General features: G+C 68.7%; 23 protein-coding genes. 13 read left to right on the top strand and 10 right to left on the bottom strand.

Annotated features, from left to right (window positions below; all coding sequences use genetic code 11):
* Genes AC06FE_RS05100 through AC06FE_RS05110 form a run of 3 tightly spaced genes read right to left on the bottom strand, consistent with a single transcriptional unit; the run spans window position 1 to window position 1,302 of the window.
* Window positions 1-414, bottom strand: coding sequence for a type IV pilus modification PilV family protein (locus AC06FE_RS05100; RefSeq protein ID WP_192286799.1), 414 nt, complete (start codon window positions 412-414; stop codon window positions 1-3).
* Entirely contained in the window at window positions 398-898 is a 501-nt protein-coding gene (locus tag AC06FE_RS05105) for a prepilin-type N-terminal cleavage/methylation domain-containing protein (RefSeq protein WP_478072419.1), read from the bottom strand. Before AC06FE_RS05105 ends, AC06FE_RS05100 begins: the two co-directional genes overlap by 17 nt.
* Window positions 895-1,302, bottom strand: coding sequence for a type IV pilin protein (locus AC06FE_RS05110; RefSeq protein WP_192286801.1), 408 nt, complete (start codon window positions 1,300-1,302; stop codon window positions 895-897). Before AC06FE_RS05110 ends, AC06FE_RS05105 begins: the two co-directional genes overlap by 4 nt.
* A 178-nt stretch (window positions 1,303-1,480) precedes the next feature.
* On the opposite strand from AC06FE_RS05110, the gene cutA reads away from it, so the two are divergent.
* From cutA to AC06FE_RS05125, 3 genes are read left to right on the top strand one after another with little or no spacing between them, the layout of a single operon-like run.
* A complete protein-coding gene (gene cutA, locus AC06FE_RS05115) occupies window positions 1,481-1,813 on the top strand; it encodes a divalent-cation tolerance protein CutA (RefSeq protein WP_478072665.1) in 333 nt (110 codons plus the stop codon).
* A gap of 4 nt (window positions 1,814-1,817) precedes the next feature.
* Window positions 1,818-4,163: a protein-disulfide reductase DsbD family protein gene (locus AC06FE_RS05120; RefSeq protein WP_313252905.1), complete on the top strand. Its 2,346-nt coding sequence runs from the start codon at window positions 1,818-1,820 to the stop codon at window positions 4,161-4,163.
* Window positions 4,164-4,185: 22 nt separating this feature from the next.
* Window positions 4,186-4,737: a TlpA disulfide reductase family protein gene (locus tag AC06FE_RS05125; RefSeq protein ID WP_478072420.1), complete on the top strand. Its 552-nt coding sequence runs from the start codon at window positions 4,186-4,188 to the stop codon at window positions 4,735-4,737.
* A 76-nt stretch (window positions 4,738-4,813) separates the two neighbouring features.
* Here AC06FE_RS05125 and AC06FE_RS05130 read toward each other — a convergent pair whose 3' ends face one another.
* The 4 genes from AC06FE_RS05130 to AC06FE_RS05145 form a co-directional block, all read right to left on the bottom strand.
* On the bottom strand, window positions 4,814-5,791 hold the full coding sequence (locus AC06FE_RS05130) for a zinc-binding dehydrogenase (RefSeq protein ID WP_478072421.1): 978 nt from the start codon (window positions 5,789-5,791) through the stop codon (window positions 4,814-4,816).
* Window positions 5,792-5,809: 18 nt separating this feature from the next.
* Window positions 5,810-6,220 (bottom strand): organic hydroperoxide resistance protein, encoded by a 411-nt coding sequence (locus AC06FE_RS05135; protein WP_323438564.1) that lies wholly within the window; start codon window positions 6,218-6,220, stop codon window positions 5,810-5,812.
* A 74-nt stretch (window positions 6,221-6,294) separates the two neighbouring features.
* A complete protein-coding gene (locus AC06FE_RS05140) occupies window positions 6,295-6,972 on the bottom strand; it encodes a type 1 glutamine amidotransferase domain-containing protein (RefSeq protein WP_478072422.1) in 678 nt (225 codons plus the stop codon).
* Window positions 6,973-7,006: 34 nt separating this feature from the next.
* A complete protein-coding gene (locus tag AC06FE_RS05145; protein ID WP_478072424.1) occupies window positions 7,007-7,618 on the bottom strand; it encodes a TetR/AcrR family transcriptional regulator in 612 nt (203 codons plus the stop codon).
* A 470-nt stretch (window positions 7,619-8,088) separates the two neighbouring features.
* On the opposite strand from AC06FE_RS05145, the gene aroQ reads away from it, so the two are divergent.
* The 4 genes from aroQ to accC are packed head-to-tail and all read left to right on the top strand — an operon-like array spanning window position 8,089 to window position 10,874.
* Window positions 8,089-8,535 carry a type II 3-dehydroquinate dehydratase gene (gene aroQ / locus AC06FE_RS05150; protein ID WP_132863376.1) on the top strand — a complete coding sequence of 149 codons (447 nt, stop codon included), beginning with the start codon at window positions 8,089-8,091 and terminating at the stop codon, window positions 8,533-8,535.
* Entirely contained in the window at window positions 8,532-8,963 is a 432-nt protein-coding gene (locus AC06FE_RS05155) for a lysozyme inhibitor LprI family protein (RefSeq protein WP_446540702.1), read from the top strand. Before aroQ ends, AC06FE_RS05155 begins: the two co-directional genes overlap by 4 nt.
* 53 nt (window positions 8,964-9,016) lie before the next feature.
* Window positions 9,017-9,496, top strand: a complete 480-nt coding sequence (gene accB / locus AC06FE_RS05160) for an acetyl-CoA carboxylase biotin carboxyl carrier protein (protein ID WP_192286809.1) — start codon at window positions 9,017-9,019, stop codon at window positions 9,494-9,496.
* A 10-nt stretch (window positions 9,497-9,506) separates the two neighbouring features.
* Window positions 9,507-10,874, top strand: a complete 1,368-nt coding sequence (gene accC / locus AC06FE_RS05165) for an acetyl-CoA carboxylase biotin carboxylase subunit (protein WP_132863372.1) — start codon at window positions 9,507-9,509, stop codon at window positions 10,872-10,874.
* A 151-nt stretch (window positions 10,875-11,025) separates the two neighbouring features.
* Here accC and AC06FE_RS05170 read toward each other — a convergent pair whose 3' ends face one another.
* The 3 genes from AC06FE_RS05170 to AC06FE_RS05180 form a co-directional block, all read right to left on the bottom strand.
* Window positions 11,026-13,089: a putative bifunctional diguanylate cyclase/phosphodiesterase gene (locus AC06FE_RS05170; protein ID WP_478072666.1), complete on the bottom strand. Its 2,064-nt coding sequence runs from the start codon at window positions 13,087-13,089 to the stop codon at window positions 11,026-11,028.
* A gap of 120 nt (window positions 13,090-13,209) precedes the next feature.
* On the bottom strand, window positions 13,210-13,569 hold the full coding sequence (locus AC06FE_RS05175) for a hypothetical protein (RefSeq protein ID WP_192286812.1): 360 nt from the start codon (window positions 13,567-13,569) through the stop codon (window positions 13,210-13,212).
* The gene (locus AC06FE_RS05180; protein ID WP_478072425.1) at window positions 13,566-14,528 is read right to left on the bottom strand and encodes a hypothetical protein; all 963 of its coding nucleotides are present in this window, start codon (window positions 14,526-14,528) and stop codon (window positions 13,566-13,568) included. Before AC06FE_RS05180 ends, AC06FE_RS05175 begins: the two co-directional genes overlap by 4 nt.
* Before the next feature lie 144 nt (window positions 14,529-14,672).
* Here AC06FE_RS05180 and prmA point away from each other — a divergent pair, with 144 nt between their 5' ends.
* From prmA to AC06FE_RS05210, 6 genes are all read left to right on the top strand, one after another.
* Complete coding sequence (prmA, locus tag AC06FE_RS05185; protein WP_132863364.1) at window positions 14,673-15,587, top strand: 50S ribosomal protein L11 methyltransferase; 915 nt, start codon at window positions 14,673-14,675, stop codon at window positions 15,585-15,587.
* A gap of 29 nt (window positions 15,588-15,616) precedes the next feature.
* On the top strand, window positions 15,617-16,369 hold the full coding sequence (locus AC06FE_RS05190) for a DUF3426 domain-containing protein (protein ID WP_478072426.1): 753 nt from the start codon (window positions 15,617-15,619) through the stop codon (window positions 16,367-16,369).
* A 102-nt stretch (window positions 16,370-16,471) separates the two neighbouring features.
* A complete protein-coding gene (fis, locus tag AC06FE_RS05195; protein WP_132863360.1) occupies window positions 16,472-16,744 on the top strand; it encodes a DNA-binding transcriptional regulator Fis in 273 nt (90 codons plus the stop codon).
* Window positions 16,745-16,919: 175 nt separating this feature from the next.
* A complete protein-coding gene (gene purH, locus AC06FE_RS05200) occupies window positions 16,920-18,503 on the top strand; it encodes a bifunctional phosphoribosylaminoimidazolecarboxamide formyltransferase/IMP cyclohydrolase (protein ID WP_478072427.1) in 1,584 nt (527 codons plus the stop codon).
* 53 nt (window positions 18,504-18,556) lie between these two features.
* Window positions 18,557-19,336 (top strand): hypothetical protein, encoded by a 780-nt coding sequence (locus AC06FE_RS05205; RefSeq protein ID WP_478072428.1) that lies wholly within the window; start codon window positions 18,557-18,559, stop codon window positions 19,334-19,336.
* Window positions 19,336-19,743, top strand: coding sequence for a hypothetical protein (locus AC06FE_RS05210; protein ID WP_132863354.1), 408 nt, complete (start codon window positions 19,336-19,338; stop codon window positions 19,741-19,743). Before AC06FE_RS05205 ends, AC06FE_RS05210 begins: the two co-directional genes overlap by 1 nt.
* Window positions 19,744-19,747: the final 4 nt, after the last annotated feature.

Genomic DNA, 19,747 nt, shown 5'->3' on the forward strand with positions numbered 1-19,747 from the left:
TCATTGCCTCGTCGAGATCAGCAGGTCCGGATCGTCCCCGGCGGCATCCTTGCTGCCCAAGTCGGTCGCGGCCACGGTCAGGTCCACGCGCACGGGCGCATCGATGGCATGGGTCACGCCGGCCACGGTGACGTTGGCCGAGGCCGCCTCGCAGCTCACCCGTGCCTGCTTGTCATTGCCCGGCAACGGCAGATCGATGTTGCCGCCATCGCAAAGGCCGACGCCGCGGCGCTGCAGCTGGCCACGCAGGTGTTCGACCACCAGGTTTTCCACCTTGGCATCGCGCTGGCTGTTCATCGCGCTGGCGGCCACATGCGCCAGCCCGGCACCGATCAGGCTGGTGATCAGCACCCCGAACAGGGCTTCGAGCATCACGTCGCCGCGTTGCCCGCGGCGGTCAGAGCAGGTCGACATACAGGGGGTCCTGGCGGTTCATGCCAATGGCTAGGCGGTGCAGGGCGATGCCGCTGGTGCAGGCCGCGGCCAGCGGCAAACGCTGGCCGCGGTTGCCGAAGGCCACGCAGGCCAGGTCGTCGGCGGAGGCCTGCAGCGCCTGTGCATCGTCGAAGTCGTTGCTGCCGGTCAACTTGATGTCCGCGCTGCGCGGCAGCTGGCCGGACCATGCCACCTCGCTGCCGTCGGCACGCAGCACCGACAGCGTGCGCCCGTCGCGCACCAGCCGTGCCGACACCGCGTCCAGGCCGACGTTTTCCGGGTTGCGCAGCGCCAGCGCGCGCGTCTGCGACACCGCCTCCCACATCAGGTTGCGGGCCTGCATCTGCCGGTTGCCGTCAATCCAGCCACGGGCGAACGGCATCGCCGCCAGGGCCAGCACCGCCATCACCGCAAACGTCACCATCAACTCGACCAGCGAGAAACCGGCGACGCGCCTGCTCATGGCCAATCGCTCACGCCAAGGCAATTGCCCGACACCGCACGCCCGTTGTTGGCGTCGATGCTCAGCGTGCAGCCGCTGGCCTTGCCCATCGCGCCGCTGGCCACGGCCTGGATGTCGTAGCCACTGCCGGTGGCGGTGTAGCTGTAGCTGAAGCTGCCGCTCTTGGTCCCGGCGCTCCACCCCTTCTTGGCGAGCTCATCGCTGGCCGGATAGCCCAGCGTGCGCTGGCGGAAGTTCTCGACGTTGGCCGACAACGCCAGCAGGTCGCTCTGCGCCACGCGGATACGGCTGCGCAGCACGTAGTTGCCATAGGCCGGGACCGCGATTGCCGCGAGGATGGCGAGGATGGCCACCACGACCATCAGTTCGATGAGCGTGAAGCCCTGGGCACTGCGTCGTTCCATTGAGACCCCCTGTAGGCGCTGCGGACCTGGCCTTCTGCGTCCTTGCGGCGCGTCGAGCCCGACCGAGCGCCACGCTGTCAAGTGAAGACGAGGTGAAATCGTGACGCAGGGCAATATACAATCGATGACAACGATGTCAACACTTCCATCCGAAAGTGCCGCAGCGCCTTCTGCGACAATCCCGCGGATGGACGTAAGACTGGTCTTCTGCACCTGCCCCGATCACGACAGCGCGCAGGCCCTGGCCCACCGCCTGGTGGCGCGGCGGCTGGCGGCGTGCGTGAACTTGTTGCCCCCGATGCAGTCTGTGTATGGCTGGCAGGGGCAGATCGAGCAGGCCGAGGAGGTCCAGCTGTTGATCAAGACCTGCGCGGACCGGTTGGAGGCCCTGCAAGCCGCCATCCTCGAGCGGCACCCCTACGAACTACCGGAGATCGTGGCGATCTCCGCCAGCGCCGGATTGCCGGCGTATCTGGATTGGATCCGGGCACAGACCCGGGAGGAAACCTGAGTTGATGATGCTGCTGCGACGTTTTATCGCCCTTTGCCTGCTCTGCCTGACCGCCCTGCCCGCACTGGCCGTCAGCGAGAAGGACCTGCTCCCGGTGGACCAGGCCTTCGCCCTGCAGGCCACCGCGCCGAGTCGCGACCGCATTGAACTGCGCTGGGACATCGCCCCCGGCTATTACCTCTACCGGCACCGCACCAGCATCAAGGCCGGCCCCGGCTTCACCGCCGAGGCACTGCAGTTCCCCAGCAGGGGCGAGCAGAAGCACGACGAGTTCTTCGGCGACGTGGAGACCTACCACCGCCAGCTGCGCGCCGTGTTGCCCGGCACCGCCGAAGCGGGCACGCAGACGGTCACGCTGGAGGTCCGCTACCAGGGCTGCGCCGACGCCGGGGTGTGCTACCCGCCGCAGAAGCGCAGCATCGAGGTCCGCCTGCCCGGCCCCGGCGGCGAGCCGCCGGCCGCCACCGCCGCGGCACCGATGTTCAATCCCCTGGCCGCCAACAACAGCGGCGGGCTGAAGCTGCCCGGCGCCGCCGCCACGCAGAACCTGCCGCTGCCGGCGGACAAGGCATTCGGCTTCGAGGCCATCGTCGATGATGGCAACCGCCTGCTGCTGCGCTTCTCGCCGGCGCCGGGCTACTACCTGTACCGCGACCGCACCTCGCTGGGCCTGGAAGGCGCACCGGGCATCCGCACCGGCCGCCCGCAATGGCCCAACGGCACCTCGCACCGCGACGAGCATTTCGGCGACGTGGTGGTCTACTTCGACCAGGTCGACGTGCCGCTGCCGCTGCGCCGCGACCGCGCCGAAGCCAGCCCCGCCACCCTGGTGGTGACCTTCCAGGGCTGCCAGACCGACGGCATCTGCTACCCGCCGATGACCCGCCGGGTGAAGCTGCAGCTCCCCGCCGGCCGCATCTCCGCGCGCGAGGAAGCCACCGTCGCGCCCCTGGTGATCCCGCCGCTGCCCAGCGGCAAGAAGGATCGCGCGCCGGTACTGCCGGCCATCGACCCGACCAGCCCGCCGACCCCGCAGCCGCTGGTGGTACGCCCGGACCCCGGCGCGCCCAACCTGACCGAACCGGCGCCCGATGCCTCGGCCGAGAACAGCCAACGCAGCCAACCGCCGGGCACCACCGAAGACCACGGCTCGCTGCTATGGGCCCTGCTGCTGGCACTGGCCGGTGGCCTGGTGCTGAACCTGATGCCGTGCGTGCTGCCGGTGCTGTCGTTGAAGGTGCTGGGCCTGGCACAGAGCGGTGAGAGCCGTGCCCACGCCCGCAGCCATGCCCTGTGGTACACCGCCGGCGTGCTGGTGGCTTTCGCCGCGGTCGGTGGCCTGGTGCTGGCATTGCGCGCGGCCGGCCAGGCCGCCGGTTGGGGCTTCCAGCTGCAGCATCCCTGGTTCATCGCCACCCTGGTCTACCTGATGTTCATGGTCGGCCTGAGCCTCACCGGTGTGTTCACCCTGGGCACCAACCTGGGCGGCATCGGCCAGTCGCTGGCGCGCCGCAGCGGCCCCAGCGGCGACTTCTTCACCGGCGTGCTGGCCTGCGTGGTGGCCAGCCCGTGCATCGCCCCGTTCATGGGCTCGGCGCTGGCCTACGCGTTCACCGCACCGGCGCCGCTGGCCTTCCTCGTGTTCGTGGCGCTGGGCCTGGGCCTGGCGCTGCCGTTCCTGCTGATCGGCTTCGTGCCGTCGCTGGCCCGTCGCCTGCCCAAGCCGGGCGCATGGATGGAAACCTTCAAGCAGGTGCTGGCGTTCCCGATGTACCTGACCGCCATCTGGCTGTTGTGGGTGCTGGGCAAGCAGCGCGGCATCGACGCGATGGCGCTGATGCTGGCCGGTGCGGCGACGCTGGCGCTGGGCCTGTGGTGGTTCGAGCGCAGCCGCTGGCACAGCCGCCGGACCGGCATGGTGCTTGGCCTGGTGCTGGCGGTGCTGTCGCTGATCCCGGTATGGGGCGTCACCCGCCTGCCGCCACCTGCCGCAGCCGCCGCCCAGGAAGGCGTGGTCGCCTATTCGCCGGAAATGCTCGACCGCCTGCGCGCCGACAACCGCGTGGTGTTCGTCAACATGACCGCCGACTGGTGCGTGACCTGCAAGGCCAACGAGCGCGGCGTGCTCAACCGCGATGCGTTCCGTGATTCGCTCAAGCGCGTGGACGCGGTGTACATGCACGGCGACTGGACCAACGTCGATCCGCAGATCAGCGCCTTCCTGGAGCAGCACAAAGCCGTGGGCGTGCCGCTGTACGTGGTGTACGGCCCGGGCGCACCGCCGCGCGTGCTGCCCACCGTGCTGACCCAGTCCATCGTCGAAGACGCGCTGCTGCGCGCGGCGCGCTGAAGTGCGCCGCGCGGCAGGGTGGGTGGCGGGCATCGCCGCTGCCGCCGGTCTGGCAGCCGGGGCGTGGCTGACCCGCCCCGCCCCGCCGCCGACGATGCAGACCCCGTTCCCGGCCACGCCAGCCGTGGCCCCCACCTATGACGTCCGCCCCGGCAGTGCACTGACTGCGTTCACCCTGCCCGACCTGGACGGCATGCCGGTGCGTTTCCCGGAGCACTTCAAGGGCCGCCCGGTGCTGATCAATGTCTGGGCCAGCTGGTGCGCGCCATGCATCGAGGAAATGCCGGAGCTGGCACGCTTGGCCGCCGCGCATGCCGACGACGGCCCACGGGTGGTGGGCATCGCCCTGGACACCCCGGAAGCGGTGCAGGATTTCCTGGGCAATGTGCCGGTGTACTACCCGATCGTGATCGACACACCCGGCCCCGACGATGCCAGCGTCAAGCTCGGCAACACGCAGGGGCTGCTGCCCTACAGCGTGCTGCTCGATGCCCAGGGGCGTTTCGTCAAGCACAAGCTTGGCCCGTTCAAGGCCGGCGAGATCGAGGCCTGGGCCACGTCCGGCGCCCCCTGAGCGTGCACCGCATCGCACAACGACACTGCCCCGCGCCAAAGCGCGGGGCAGTGTCTTTCCAGCGGCGCGTCGTGCCTCACGGCCGCAACAGCACCTTGCCCCTGCGGCCTGGCAGCAGGCTTGCGCGCGTGGCTTCGGCGACGTCGGCCAGGTCGTAGGTCGCCTGCACCGGCAATGTCAGTTCACCGCTCATCGCACGCTGCAGCAGTTCGCCGACCAGACGACGCTTGTTGTCGCCCGACATCTCGCGGCTGACCTTGCTGCCCCAGAAACCCTTGACCGTGGCCTGCTTGAAGATCAGGTCGCCGGAGGGAATCTGCATCGGCTCACCGGCCATGGTGCCGAACGACACCAGCGTGCCGTTGTCTCCCAGCAGCGATACCAGGTCGGCGCTGGCCTGGCCACCGATGGAATCCACCGCTGCATGCGCCAGCGTGTCGCCGAGCAGCGCGCGGGCGCGTGCCTTCCAGTCCGGCTGTGCGGTGGACAGCACGGTGTCGATGCCCAGCGCCTTGAGTTCATCCACGCCGGCATCGCGGCGCACCAGCCCAAGCACAGGCACGCCACGCGCGCCGGCAAGCATCGCCAGGGTCTTGCCGACCGCACCGTTGGCGGTGTTCTGCACGATCCATTGGCCCGGGCGGGCCTGCAGGAATTCCAGCAGCATCAGCGCACTCAACGGCATCGCGACCAGCTGCGCGGCGGCTTCATCGGCGATGCCGGCCGGCACCGGGATGACCATGCGTGCCGGTGCGATGAAGTACTCGGCCCAGGTGCCGTGCACCGAGGCCGCCATCACCCGCTGGCCGATCGCCAAGCCCTCGACGCCGTCGCCGAGCGCGTCGACGGTGCCGACCGCTTCGCTGCCGCCAATGGCCGGCAACTCCGGCTTGTAGCCGTACTGGCCGCGTACGGTCCACAGGTCGTGGTTGTGGATCGGCGCGAGGATCGTCCTGATCCGTACTTCGCCCGGGCCGGGTTGCGGCACGGCACTGTCGCCGAGGACCAGGACCTGGGACGGTTCACCAAACGTGGCGTGGATCGCACTGCGCATGACGTTCTCTCCTGGGGCTCAGGCGACAGTCACGTGCAGGCGCACGTCGACATTGCCGCGGGTGGCGTTGGAGTACGGGCAGATCTGGTGCGCGGCCTCGACCAGGCGGCGCGCGTCGGCCTCGTCCAGGCCCTGCACCGCCACGCTCAGGTCGATGTCCAACGCATAGCCGCCCTCGGCGGTCTGGCCGATGCCCACTTCCACCGAGGTGGCGGTGTGGGTGGGTTGCAGCTGCAGCTTCTTGGCCGCCACCGGCAGCGCGTTGTCGAAGCAGGCCGCATAGCCGAGCGCGAACAACTGCTCGGGATTGGCACCGGCCTTGCCGGAGCCCGGCAGGGCAAGGTCGAGCGCAAGGCTGCCGTCGTCCAGGGCGGTACGGCCGGCACGGCCACCGGTCGCGGTGGCGCGGGTCTTGTAGAAGATCTTCATGGCGGAATTCCTTGTATGTGAGGTGGCCTGCGCAAGTCGCGCGGCCAGGAACCAGGGGAGAGTGACGGACCCGCTCAACCGAGCTGCGCGAGCAGCGCCTGGGCCACGGCTTCGGAGCTGGCCGGGTTCTGCCCGGTGACCAGCCGACCGTCGGTCACAACGAAGGACTGCCAGTCCGGCCCCTTGGCGTAGTCACCTCCCAGGCGGGTGAACGCGTCCTCGATCAGGAACGGCACCACCGCGCTCAGGCCGACCGCATCCTCCTCGCTGTTGGAGAAACCGGTGACCTTGCGGCCAGCCACCAGCGGACTGCCGTCGGCCTTCTTCGCCGCGACCAGCGCCGCCGGCGCGTGGCAGACCAACCCCAGCGGCTTGTTGGCACGGTCGAAGGTTTCAATCAGCGCGATCGAATCGGCATCGCGGGCCAGGTCCCACAGTGGACCGTGGCCGCCGGGGTAGAACACCGCATCGAACTGGCTGGCATCGACCTGCCCCAGCGGCAGCGTGGTGGCCAGGTGCTGGCGCGCCGCATCGTCGCCGTTGAAGCGTCGGGTGGCCGGCGTCTGTGCGTCGGGCTCGTCGCTGCGCGGGTCCAGCGGCGGCTGGCCACCGGCCGGCGAGGCCAGGGTGAGGGTGGCGCCGGCATCCTTGAACACGTAGTACGGTGCGGCGAATTCCTCCAGCCAGAAGCCGGTCTTGTGCCCGGTGTCGCCGAGCTGGTCGTGCGAGGTCAGTACGAACAGGACGTTCATGTCAGTGCCTTCAATCGTTGGGGCGGTGGGGGAATCACGCGGCGCGATGGCCGCAGGTCAGCAGGTGTTCGGTGGCCTCGCGCGCCTGCTGCAGGGGCAGGTGGTCCTGGCTCAGCTTGGACAGCAGGGCTGCGCCCAGCCACATCTGGTAGAGCACCCGCGCCACATCCAGGGCGGGCTTGCCAGCCGGCAGCGAGCCATCGGCGCGGCCTTCCTCGACCAGCACGGCGATCCGCTGCAACAGCCGCTGCACGCCGTCATCCAGCACCCGGCGCATGTCCTCGGAAAGGTCCGCGACCTCGGCGGCGAGCTTCACCACCAGGCACTCCTCGGCCCAACCCTGTGCCGGGTCGGCCGGGTCACGCATCCATGCCTCCCAGTAGCGCATCAGCCGTCCGCGGCCGGTGCCGCCATCGGCCAGCAACTGCTCCAGCTTGCGCCCGTAGCCGTCGACGTACTGTTGCAGCAGTTCGCAGCCGAACGCTTCCTTGGACGGGAAGTAGTGATAGAACGAGCCCTTCGGCACCGCGCAGGCCTTGAGGATTTCCTGAAGGCCGAGCGCGGCAAATCCCTTCTGCAATACCAGTCGGTAGCCGGTATCGAGGATGTGCTGGCGGGTGGCCTGGGCTTTGGGGGACAAGTTCATGGGGCGCATCGTATTTCAAATAGACCGGTCGTCTATTAACGGGGGCGAACTGGATTGGGGCATCCGCTGGACCGCGATCCGGGGAATCGTGGGTTCACTTGCAGTGTCCGGCGGCAGGGAAAGCCGCCCTCATCCGCCCCTTCGAGGCACCTTCTCCCACTTTTCGGGAGAAGGGAGATGGCCGCGCGCGCCTGGCCGTGCAGCTGCGCGGCACGATATCCGCGAACGTCGCCCATCACGCTGCCAACCGTTGCGCATTGCGCCGGGCGGCTGTTCGTGGGCAGTAGGCCCTGCACAGCAGCTCCTCCCGCCAAACCGCTGCGGGCATGACGGAAATGGCCCACCATGCCGCACGGGCCCGGCTGCCTCCAGAATTCAAACATATGCTTTAAACACGGCTAATTTCGCCGAACTGGACAGCATTGCCGGCTTCGATCACACTGCCGCCCTTTCCCGCCTTCCCTCGGTCCATGGCAAAACTGCTGGTTCTCCACGGCCCCAACCTGAACCTGCTGGGCACTCGCGAGCCCGAGGTCTACGGCCATACCACGCTGGCCCAGATCGATGCGGCGCTGGCCGCGCAGGCACAGGCCGCTGGCCATGCCACCGACCACCTGCAGTCCAACGCCGAACACGTGCTGGTGGACCGGGTGCAGGCCGCGCGCACCGATGGAACCGCTTTCATCCTGATCAATCCGGCTGCTTTCACGCATACCTCGGTGGCCCTGCGCGACGCGCTGGCTGCCGTGGCCATTCCCTTCATCGAGATCCACCTGTCCAACCCGCACAGCCGCGAGCCGTTCCGGCAGCACAGCTACCTGAGCGACAAGGCGGTGGGCGTGATCTGCGGCTTTGGCGCCGACAGCTACCGCTATGCGATGGACGCCGCCCTGCAGCGGCTGGCGGCTGCCGCGTGAAAGCGCTGCCGCACCTGCTGGTCGGACTGGCCCTGGGCAGCGTGCTGCTGGCGCCGGCGCATGCGCGCCCGGCCCGTGACCGTGCCGCTGAGGGCATCGACTGCACGACCGCGGTCAGCACGATGGAAAGCGACCTGTGCGCGGCCGACCGCGCCGAGGACGCCGACGAGGCACTCAATGCCGTCTACCGCCAGGTGCGCCAGCAGTTGCGGCAGCAGGCCACCGACGGCAGCTGCAGCCATTGCGGCAGCGCCGAGCAGCAGCTGGTGGCCGCGCAACGCGCCTGGATCACCCTGCGTGACCAGGACTGCGCCGCGGTCTACGCCTTCAATGCCGATGGAACCTCGCGCAATGGTGCGCGGTCGCATTGCCTGACCATCCACGCGCAGGACCGCACCCGGCAACTGCGCGACTTCTACGAACTTTGACCCGGCGCACCGCGCCCCCACCTTACCGCTACAACAGAACGAAAGAGGCCCTCATGGATCTGCGCAAAATCAAGAAGCTCATCGACCTGCTGGAAGAGTCGAACCTGGCCGAGATCGAGATCAAGGAAGGCGAGGAATCCGTGCGCCTGTCGCGCACCCCGGTCGGCGGCTACGCCGCCCCGGTCGCCGCCCCGGTCTACGCGCCCGCCCCCGCCGCTGCGCCGGCGGCCATGCCGATGAGCGGCCCGACCGAGGCCTCCACCGGTGGCACCGCCAAGCCGGGCAACGCCCTGCCGGAAGGCCACGTGCAGCGCGCACCGATGGTCGGCACCTTCTATGCCTCGTCCTCGCCGGACAAGCCGGCCTTCGTCAGCGTCGGCCAGACCATCAAGGCCGGTGAAACCCTGGCCATCATCGAGGCGATGAAGATGTTCAACCCGATCGAGGCCGAAGTGTCCGGCACCGTGGTGGCCATCCTCGGCGAGAACGGCAGCCCGGTGGAATTCGACCAGCCGCTGTTCGTGATCGCCTGAGGCGCCGGCCATGCTCGACAAGGTCGTAATCGCCAACCGAGGGGAAATCGCGCTGCGCATCCTGCGCGCGTGCCACACCCTGGGCATCCGCACGGTCGCGGTGCACTCCACCGTCGACCGCAACCTCAAGCATGTGGCCATGGCCGACGAGTCGGTCTGCATCGGCCCGGCCCCGTCGTCGGAAAGCTACCTCAACATCCCGGCGCTGATCGCCGCCGCTGAAGTCACCGACGCCCAGGCCATCCACCCCGGCTACGGCTTCCTGTCCGAGAACGCCGACTTCGCCGAGCGCGTGGAGCAGTCCGGCTTCATCTTCATCGGCCCGCGTGCGGAAACCATCCGCCTGATGGGCGACAAGGTCGAAGCCATCCGCGCGATGAAGGCCGCCGGCGTGCCGTGCGTGCCCGGCTCGGGCGGCCCGCTGGGGGATGACATCGTCGCCAACACCAAGATCGCCCGTGAGATCGGCTACCCGGTCATCATCAAGGCGTCCGGTGGCGGCGGCGGCCGCGGCATGCGCGTGGTGCATGCCGAGGGCGCACTGAAGGCCTCCATCGAGACCACCAAGTCCGAGGCCAAGGCCGCCTTCGGCAACGGCGAGGTCTACATGGAGAAGTACCTGGAGAATCCGCGCCACGTGGAAATCCAGGTGCTGGCCGATGGCCAGGGCAACGCCATCCACCTGGGTGAGCGCGACTGCTCGATGCAGCGCCGTCACCAGAAGGTGGTGGAAGAAGCGCCGGCACCGGGCATCACCGCCGAACTGCGCGAGCAGATCGGCAAGGTCTGCGTGGAAGCCTGCATCCGCATCGGCTACCGCGGCGCCGGCACGTTCGAGTTCCTGTTCGAGGACGGCCGCTTCTACTTCATCGAGATGAACACCCGCGTGCAGGTGGAGCATCCGGTGACGGAGATGGTGACCGGCATCGACCTGGTCGCCGAGCAGCTGCGCATCGCCTCGGGCCAGAAGCTGACGATCAAGCAGAGCGACGTGGTGCTGCACGGCCACGCCATCGAGTGCCGCATCAACGCCGAGGACGCGGAAACCTTCATCCCCAGCCCCGGCCTGATCACCGGCTTCTACCCGCCGGGTGGCCCGGGCGTGCGCGTGGATACCCACATCTACGCCGGCTACAAGGTCCCGCCGAACTACGACTCGATGATCGGCAAACTGATCGTGCACGGCCCGGACCGCGACACCGCCATCGCGCGCATGCGCGTGGCGCTGAGCGAGATGGTCGTGGACGGCATCAAGACCAACGTCGCCCTGCAGCAGCGCATCATGCGCGACAAGGGCTTCCAAGCCGGTGGACAGAACATCCACTACCTGGAAAAGCGCCTGGCCGAGCGCAAGAACCAGTCGATCGCGCTGACCTGATCGAGGGTTTGATGGAACAGGAAAAGGCGGGGAAACCCGCCTTTTCTTTTGCCTGGCGCCACGGGTGCGCCGGGATTGCGCTGCGCTCCCTCCCCGCCTGCGGCGCGTCGCTCGCGACCACGCTCACCGGATGACGGGCATCACCGACGGGTCACGCTGGCGCTGCCAACCCCATGAAGGCCGCAGCCGCCGTCGGCCGCCCCAGGAAATACCCCTGCAGCGAGTCGCAGCCCAGCGAACGCAGGAACTCGCGCTGCGCCGCGGTCTCCACGCCCTCGGCCACCACCTTGATGTTCAGCGCGCGCGCCAGTGCCACGATCGAGGACACGATCGCCGCATCCTCCTCGTTGCGCTCCAGGTCGCGCACGAAGGCACGGTCGATCTTCAACTCCGCCGCCGGCATGCGCTTGAGGTAGAGCAGGCTGGAATAACCGGTGCCGAAATCGTCGATGGCGATCTTCAACCCCATCGCGGTCAACTGGTTGAGCACGTCCAGGCTGGCCTCGACATCCTTCATCGCCGTGGTCTCGGTGACCTCCAGGGTCAGGCAGGTCGGGTCGATGCCATGCACCTGGATGATCCGTCGCACCGTCTCCACCAGCACCGGCGAATCGAACTGCAGCGGCGACAGGTTCACCGCCATCGTCCATTCCCGGTTGCCGGCGTCATGCCATTGCCGCAGCTGCCGGCAGGCCTGGTCCAGCACCCAGTCGCCGATAGGCAGGATCAACCCGCTGCGCTCGGCGATGGGAATGAACATGTCCGGCGCCAGCATGCCCAGCTCCGGGTGCTGCCAACGCAGCAATGCCTCGGCGCCGATCACCCGCTGGCCACCGGCGTCGAACTTGGGCTGGTAGTGCAGCACCAGCTCGTCGTTCTCCACCGCCTTGCGCAGGTCCTGCAGCAGGCGCAGCTGGCGATTGGCGTTGACCTGCATGGCCGGGGTGAAGAAGGTGTAGCCGTTCCGGCCCAGCCGCTTGGTGTGGTACATGGCCACGTCGGCATGGGCCATCAGTTCGCGCTCGTTGCGCGCGTCGCTGGGGTACAACGCGATGCCGAGGCTGGCACTGACCTGCAGCTCCGCCGCGTCGATCAGGAACGGCTGCGCCGCCGCCGCGACGATGCGCTCGGCCACCAGCAGCGCGTCGTCCGGGCCTCCCACGCCCAGCGCCATCACGAACTCGTCGCCGCCCAGCCGCGCGAACGTGTCCTGCGGCCCGAGCAGCGCGCCGATGCGGCGCGCCACCGCCACCAGCAGGCGATCACCGAGATGGTGGCCATAGGCATCGTTGACCGTCTTGAAGCCGTCCAGGTCACAGAAGATCACCGCGACCATGCGTCCCTCCTGCTGGGCGCGCTTGATCGCCTGGCCCATGCGGTCCTGCAGCAGCATGCGGTTGGGCAGCTGGGTCAACGGGTCGTGCAGCGCCGCCTGCACCAGCTTCTGGTTGGCGTCGGCCAGCGAGTCGGCCAGCACGCCGGTGCGCTCGCGCATGCGACGGTCGAACAACGAGGCCACCGTGGCGATGCCCAGCGTGGCCACCGTGGTGACGATCACCAGCACCGCCAGCCAGCGCGTGTCGATGCCGCCGGCGCTCACCGCGCCACAGATGCTGCCCTCCGGGAAGCGCGCGGCGGCCATGCCGGTGTAGTGCATGCCGACGATGGCAACCCCCATCAGCAGCGACGCCATCGCGCGCATGTACAGCGTATTGCGGCGCTCGTTGCGCAGCCGGAAGGCGATCCACAATGCCGCGCCCGCCGCGCCGATGGCGACCATGATCGAGGCGAGGAACCAGCCCGGGTGGTAGTCGATGCCCGGCTGCATGCGCAGCGCGCTCATGCCCAGGTAGTGCATGGCCGCGATCGCCAGCCCCATCAGCACCGCGCCGGCCAGCAGCCGCAGGCCCTGCAGGCTGGGGCGCGACACCAGCCACAGCGCATAGGCCGACGCGCCCACCGATACCGCCAGTGACCACAGCGTCAACGCCAGGTCGTAGCCCAGCGGGATCGGCAGGTCGAAGGCCAACATGCCGATGAAATGCATCGACCAGATACCCAACCCCATCGCCACCGCGCCGCCCAGCAACCACCAGCGCGCGACCCTGCCCTGCGCCGTGGCCAGCCGCCCGGCCATGTCCAACGCGGTGTACGACGCCAGCACGGCGACCACTATCGAAAAGCCGACCAGGGTGTGGTCGTAACGGGCAATCATCATCACGGGTCTTTCAACACACTCATTCGCACGCCCCGATATCGGCCGCGTGCGGGAATACTTGCGGGCAAACAAAAGGGCGGGAAACCCGCCCTTCCGCGTTGCCTGCCTCGCGCCCGCTTACCGGGCGTCGATCGCGCTGCCGGTGACCGGCTCGGTCCCCAGTGGCGAGGACGGATCCATCACCGTCACCGTCTCCACCGAGCCGTCCGGCCACACGATCTGGAAGCTGCTGCCCGGCTGCAGCGTGGAGAACGGCGCGCCACTCTGCGCGCGGTAGATGGCCGCGGCCTGGCTGGCACCGGCGCGGCGGGTGTCGATGTCCGATTTCACGGTGGTGAGCTTGACCTTGCTCATCGCACGGTAACGGTCCTCGTAGGTATCGATCAGCACCACTCCCACCGCACCGGCGGAGTAGGCAACGAACAACACCACCCAGACCCAGAACTTGGCTCCATGGACGAACTGACGATAATTCATCGCTTACCTCCCCGCGCACCGCGCAGGCTGTCTACCAGCTGGTTCATTCTTCCCTCGCTCTGCCGTGGCACGGCGGCGTCATACACGAACGATTCGAAATCCTGGCCTGGATCCTTGGAGCAGATCCCGCCGTTGGCGCAATAGCTTGTCATCAACATGCTGTTCGGCCCGCAGGCCAACCCCAACCGGCAGGCCGCAACCTGCCAGGCCAGCTGGGAAAACTGGTCGCCCGCCACCATCCCGCGGTAGGCATCATCGCCGGCGGCTGTGACACCCATTGCAGGGGACACCGCCAGGAAGGCTTCCGGATCCTGCGAGTTCAGCACGCGCTCGACCAGGCCACGGCGGTAGTCCGCATCACGCTTGAGCGGCTCCCCCATCGCCAGCAATGCGGCTTCGGCGGCCAGGTTGCCGGCCGCGGCGGCCTGCTGGCGCTCCTGCAGGATCACGCCACGGCCGATCGCATCGGCGGCGGTGAAGCCCACGCAGCCCACGCTGACGCGCTCACGCGCGGCGTTCAGGCCGGGCACGTCGCTCAGGCCCATGCTGGCCAGCGTGCTGCTGTCCAGCGCATACCCGCGCGGGTCCATCGCATAGACACCGCAGTAATCATGAATGCGGCTGACCATCCATGCCGCTTCCGCATCGCCGGCATCGGCGGCGGCACGCAGCTCGCGGGCAAATGCGTACAGGTCGCGCCCGCGCTCGAACACCGCACGCAGGTCCACCGGCAGGCCGGGGCCGATCGCGGTGGATGCAGCCACTTCCGGCTGTGCCGGGCCGCTGCTGAAGCCGTTGGCGGTGCTCACCTCCGCACCGGCACCGACGGCCGCCAATTCAGCGTTGCCACCGCCGCCGGCATGCAGCCCGATGCCACCGCGATAGCCGAGCACGCCCAGCAGCACTGCAACGGGCAGCGCCAGCAGGTACCAGGGCTTTTTGGCAAGCAGGGAGAACATCCGGAGGCAAGGACAGGACGGCCGAGTGCAGGGCGCAAGTGTAGCAATGGACTGGCGTGTGGATGTCAACAGCCCCGGCCGCGCGCAATCCGGGCCCGCCTCGTCTAGGATGCGTGCCCTGTCCTGCCGCTGCCGTCCCCCGCCATGCCCTTCCTCGAACTCACCCTGCGCTGCACCGAAACCACCCAGCCCCGTTACGAGAATGCACTCGACGACGTGGGTGCGCTGGCGGTGACCATGCTCGACGCCGATGCCGACACCAGCAACGAGCGCGCGATCCTGGAGCCGGGCGTGGGCGAGACCCCTCTGTGGAACGACCTGGTGCTGACCGCGCTGTTCCCGGCCGATACCAACGGCCTGGCCCTGCTGGCCGCGCTGGAGGCATTCGACCCGGGCCTGGACTGGAGCAGCGCCAGCTTCCGCGCGGTCGAGGACGAGGACTGGGAACGCGCCTGGCTGGACCAGTTCCAGCCGATGTCGTTCGGCCAGCGCACCTGGATCGTGCCGTGGAACCATGACCTGCCGGAAGCGGCACAGGCCGCCGACGCCGCCGTGGTGCGGCTGGACCCGGGCCTGGCCTTCGGCTCCGGCACCCATCCGACCACCGCCCTGTGCCTGCGCTGGCTCGACCAGCTCTCGGCCGAAGGCGAACTGGAAGGCCGCACCGTGCTCGACTTCGGCTGTGGCTCCGGCATCCTGGCCCTGGCCGCGCTCAAGCTCGGCGCGGGTGCGGCGGTGGGCGTGGACAACGACCCGCAGGCGCTGATCGCCACCGCCGACAACGGCGAGCGCAACGGCGTGCATATCGCCGCCTACCTGCCCGAGGACGAACCGGTCGCCACCTATCCGGTGGTGGTGGCCAACATCCTGGCCTCGGCGCTGGACGCCCTGGCCGAACTGCTGGCCACGCGCGTGGCCACCGGCGGGCGGATCGCCCTGTCCGGCATCCTGCATGGCCAGGAGGGCGAACTGCTGGAACGCTATGCGGCCTGGTTCGACCAGCTTGAGGCGGTGCAGGACGGCGACTGGATGCGCATCACCGGCGTGCGCCGTGCTTGAATGGGCGCATTGCCCCGTCACCGCCTGACATGAGCGACAAACCCACGCCATCGCAACCGTCACTGGCCACCTTCCTGCAGGGCCAGGCACCGGCCACGGCACCGCTCCCGGCGGAGTCCGTTGCGCCCGTCGCATCGGATCAGGAGGCCGCGCAGGCGCTGCACGAGGGCGGCGACATCACCGTTGCCGATGACCTCATTCCATCGCAGCAGGCCAACAGCGACACGCTGGACGAGGAACCGGCCCCGCCGGCCCCTGCGGTGACCGCTCCCAGCTTCATGCGCAGCGAGCGCCAGGCCGGCGCACCGCCGCGTGCGACGCCGCGCTGGCAATGGGGCGTGGTCGCCGCGCTGGGGCTGTTGCTGCTGGTGCAGGTGCTGGTCGCCGACCGCGCCCGGCTTGCCGCCGATGCCGGCACCCGGCCTCTGGTCAGCGCCCTGTGCACGGTGCTGCGCTGCACCCTGCCGGCATGGCATGAGCCCAGTGCCTACAGCATGCTCAGCCGCGAGATCCGCCCGGTGCCGGGCCAGCCGGGCGTCCTGCAGGTGCAGGCCAGTTTCCGCAATGAAGCGCGTTGGGAGCAGGCATGGCCAGCGCTGCGGCTGTCGCTGTCCGACGCCGATGGCCGGGTGATCGGCCGGCGCACGCTGCAACCGGCGGAGTACCTGGGCCCGGCGGCCGATGCGCAGGGCCGGTTGGCGCCCGGACAAAGCGCGCAGGTGTCCTTCCGGCTGCGCGAACCGGCCGCCGCGACGGTCGCCTTCAGCTTCGAATTCCAGTAACTGGAGGAACAACGGCGTGGCGGGCTGCCGGCCCACGCGCTAGACTCCTCCCCCCACGCCGGGCCAAGCGCGCCCGACTCCGTCGAATTTGCGGGAACTCCCTTGAACGCTGCCCCCACACGTCCTGACATCAGTCGTGGCGCTGCAAAGCCGCCGCTTCGTGAACACGTCGCCCAGTCCGTCCGCCGCTACCTGCGCGATCTGGACGGCTGTGACGCCGATGACGTGTACGAAATCGTCCTGCGCGAGATGGAAATCCCGTTGTTCGTGGAAGTTCTCAACCATTGCGAAGGCAACCAGAGCCGCGCCGCCGCGCTGCTGGGCATCCACCGCGCCACCCTGCGCAAGAAGCTCAAGGAATACGGGCTGGCCTGAGCCGCCCCGCCCGGTCGCGCGCAGCCACGCTGCGCTGAAGCGTTCACCGGGTACCTCCGCCGGGCATGGCTCGGCGCCACCTGCCCCTTGTCGGCAGATGCAACCTCCCAGCCACAGGTCACGGATGTGACGGCCCGGCTACAATACCGGCCCGCTTCCGCTGCCCCCTGTCCCCATGTCTGCTGATCTGCTGCCCGTCCGCCGGGCCCTGCTGTCCGTTTCCGACAAGACCGGTCTGGTCGAACTGGCCCGCGCCCTGGCCGCCCGCAACGTCGAGCTGCTCTCCACCGGCGGTACCGCCAAGGCGATCCGCGACGCCGGCCTGCCGGTCACCGACGTCTCCGATGTCACTGGCTTCCCGGAAATGATGGACGGGCGGGTCAAGACCCTGCACCCGCTGGTGCATGGTGGCCTGCTCGGCCGCGCAGGCACCGACGATGCGGTGATGGCCGAACACGGCATCGCGCCGATCGACCTGCTGGTGCTGAACCTGTATCCGTTCGAGTCGGTCACCGCCAAGGCCGACTGCACCCTGGCCGACGCGGTGGAGAACATCGACATCGGCGGCCCCGCCATGCTGCGCAGCGCCGCGAAGAATTTCGCCCGCGTCGCCGTGGCCACCAGCCCGGACCAGTACGACGCGCTGCTGGGCGAATTGAATGCCCACGACGGCAAGCTGTCGGCCGCCAAGCGATTCGAGCTGTCGGTGGCCGCGTTCAACCGCGTCGCCCAGTACGACGCGGCGATCAGCAACTACCTGTCCGCAGTCAGCGACACCACCGCCGCGGTACCGGTGCGCGAGGAATACCCGGCGCAGATGAACTCCACCTTCGTGAAGGTGATGGACCTGCGCTACGGCGAGAACCCGCACCAGAGCGGCGTGTTCTACCGCGACCTGTGGCCGGTACCGGGCACGCTGGCCACCTTCGTGCAGCTGCAGGGCAAGGAGCTGAGCTACAACAACCTGGCCGACGCCGATGCCGCATGGGAATGCGTGCGCCAGTTCGACGTGCCGGCCTGCGTCATCGTCAAGCACGCCAACCCCTGCGGCGTGGCCGTGGCCGCCGATGTCGGCGCCGCGTATGAGATGGCCTACAACACCGACCCGACCAGCGCCTTCGGCGGCATCCTGGCCTTCAACCGCACGCTGGATGCGGCCACCGCCAAGGCCATCCTGGACCGCCAGTTCGTCGAAGTGCTGATCGCCCCGGACTACGAGCCGGCCGCGCTGGAGTACGCCACCAAGAAGGCCAACGTGCGCGTGCTGCGCATCCCGGCCGGCGACGCGCGCAACAACTACGACACCAAGCGCATTGGTTCGGGCCTGCTGATCCAGAGCGCCGACAACCGCGGCATGACCACCGATGAGCTGAAGACGGTGACCCAGCGTGCACCGACCACCGCCGAGCTGCGCGACCTGCTGTTCGCCTGGCGCGTGGCCAAGTACGTCAAGTCCAACGCGATCGTCTACGCCAAGGACGAGCGCACCATCGGCGTGGGTGCCGGCCAGATGAGCCGCGTGTACTCCGCGCGCATCGCCGGCATCAAGGCCGCCGATGCCGGGCTGGTGGTGCCGGGCTCGGTGATGGCTTCCGATGCGTTCTTCCCGTTCCGCGACGGCCTGGACGCCGCCGCCGAAGCCGGCATCACCGCGGTGATCCAGCCGGGCGGTTCGATGCGCGATGCCGAAGTGATCGCCGCGGCCGACGAACATGGCATCGCCATGGTGTTCACCGGCGTTCGCCACTTCCGTCACTGAGTACCGCGACGATGGCGACGGGGGTGTTTCTACGATCGGTTTCCCTGGGCGCCGTGCTCCTGCTGGCCGCCTGCCAGCAGGACAAGCCCGCCCAGGCGGAGGCGAAGGTGCCGGTGCTGCGCCACGACGACGCCGTGCTGGCACTGCTGCAGGAGCGCTACGGCGCGCCTGCACAGCTGAAGGGACCCTGGGCGCAGCAGCTGACGGATCCGGACATGGATCACGTCCGCCCGATCCACCGCGACGTCTGCGCCGACCAGGCCGCGGTCATCGGCGGCAAGCGCTACCGCATGCTTGCGGTCTGCACCCACTACGATGACGCCACTTCCATCGAACTGGGCACCACCGATTTCATCGTGCTGCACGAAGCGGCCGACGGCCGCATGTCGTTGGCCGCCGAGCTGCCCGGACGTGCCAGTGGTGCCGGCGGGCAACCGGGCACGGTCAGCACGCTGCAGGTTGGCGCCGGTGCCTGGGCGTACCAGATCGACGACGAACTGGTCGCGGTCGGCTCGGTGATGCGCAATCGGGCCTGGCTGGTGTTCGACGGCGGCGACAAGGTGGCCGACGCTGGCTGGCTGCGCACCCACCTGGACGACCACAACGCCATCGAGTGCAACGACGCCGGGCACTGCTCGCACGGGCGCCTGGACCTCAACCTCGAGGTCCGCCTCGACGACAGCCAGCCCGGCCTTGCGTACTGGCCGTTGCAGGTACAGGAAAAGGGCAACGGCTGCCGCGGCCGTGTCAGCAAGACCCACGTCATCACCTACGAGCCTGCGCAGTCGCGCTACCCGATGCCTGCCGAACTGCAACTGGAGGGCTGCAACTGATGCACTCGATCCTTCGCGTTTTCCTGCTGGGAGGCGTCACGCTGCTCGCCGGCTGCGGCGACAGTGCCCTGCGTGCGGCACAACAACAGGTGGTGGCGCAGATGCAGGAGCAGCTGCCCGCGCCCTACCGCGAAGGGCTGGTGATCGACTCGATGCACCGCCACGGCGATGACCTGGTGCAGGTGATCCGCTTCCCCGATGCCACCGTGGCGATGGCCAAGGCCAAGCCGGATGTGTTCGCGTCCCTGCGCAGGGATGAAGCCGAGTTCATCGTGCAACTCTGCCAGGACACCACCCTGCAGCCGATCTATGCCAATGGTGGTGGCGTACGCCGACGCTTCATCGATGCCAACGGCGCGGTGTTCTTCGAAGTCACGCTGGCCTCGTCGCAATGCGTCTCCCATTGAAAGC

This window comes from Stenotrophomonas sp. Steno-C18 (assembly GCF_056393195.1).

What these genes read in the sequence shown, in the direction of transcription:
- AC06FE_RS05145 (WP_478072424.1), bottom strand. Translation starts at nt 7,618, where the DNA reads ATGAACTTGTCCCCCAAAGCCCAGGCCACCCGCCAGCACATCCTCGAT.
- AC06FE_RS05175 (WP_192286812.1), bottom strand. Translation starts at nt 13,569, where the DNA reads ATGAATTATCGTCAGTTCGTCCATGGAGCCAAGTTCTGGGTCTGGGTG.
- AC06FE_RS05105 (WP_478072419.1), bottom strand. Translation starts at nt 898, where the DNA reads ATGAGCAGGCGCGTCGCCGGTTTCTCGCTGGTCGAGTTGATGGTGACG.
- AC06FE_RS05170 (WP_478072666.1), bottom strand. Translation starts at nt 13,089, where the DNA reads ATGATTGCCCGTTACGACCACACCCTGGTCGGCTTTTCGATAGTGGTC.
- AC06FE_RS05100 (WP_192286799.1), bottom strand. Translation starts at nt 414, where the DNA reads ATGTCGACCTGCTCTGACCGCCGCGGGCAACGCGGCGACGTGATGCTC.
- AC06FE_RS05135 (WP_323438564.1), bottom strand. Translation starts at nt 6,220, where the DNA reads ATGAAGATCTTCTACAAGACCCGCGCCACCGCGACCGGTGGCCGTGCC.
- AC06FE_RS05180 (WP_478072425.1), bottom strand. Translation starts at nt 14,528, where the DNA reads ATGTTCTCCCTGCTTGCCAAAAAGCCCTGGTACCTGCTGGCGCTGCCC.
- aroQ (WP_132863376.1), top strand. Translation starts at nt 8,089, where the DNA reads ATGGCAAAACTGCTGGTTCTCCACGGCCCCAACCTGAACCTGCTGGGC.
- AC06FE_RS05140 (WP_478072422.1), bottom strand. Translation starts at nt 6,972, where the DNA reads ATGAACGTCCTGTTCGTACTGACCTCGCACGACCAGCTCGGCGACACC.
- accC (WP_132863372.1), top strand. Translation starts at nt 9,507, where the DNA reads ATGCTCGACAAGGTCGTAATCGCCAACCGAGGGGAAATCGCGCTGCGC.
- AC06FE_RS05190 (WP_478072426.1), top strand. Translation starts at nt 15,617, where the DNA reads ATGAGCGACAAACCCACGCCATCGCAACCGTCACTGGCCACCTTCCTG.
- prmA (WP_132863364.1), top strand. Translation starts at nt 14,673, where the DNA reads ATGCCCTTCCTCGAACTCACCCTGCGCTGCACCGAAACCACCCAGCCC.
- purH (WP_478072427.1), top strand. Translation starts at nt 16,920, where the DNA reads ATGTCTGCTGATCTGCTGCCCGTCCGCCGGGCCCTGCTGTCCGTTTCC.
- accB (WP_192286809.1), top strand. Translation starts at nt 9,017, where the DNA reads ATGGATCTGCGCAAAATCAAGAAGCTCATCGACCTGCTGGAAGAGTCG.
- AC06FE_RS05130 (WP_478072421.1), bottom strand. Translation starts at nt 5,791, where the DNA reads ATGCGCAGTGCGATCCACGCCACGTTTGGTGAACCGTCCCAGGTCCTG.
- AC06FE_RS05110 (WP_192286801.1), bottom strand. Translation starts at nt 1,302, where the DNA reads ATGGAACGACGCAGTGCCCAGGGCTTCACGCTCATCGAACTGATGGTC.
- AC06FE_RS05210 (WP_132863354.1), top strand. Translation starts at nt 19,336, where the DNA reads ATGCACTCGATCCTTCGCGTTTTCCTGCTGGGAGGCGTCACGCTGCTC.
- AC06FE_RS05120 (WP_313252905.1), top strand. Translation starts at nt 1,818, where the DNA reads ATGATGCTGCTGCGACGTTTTATCGCCCTTTGCCTGCTCTGCCTGACC.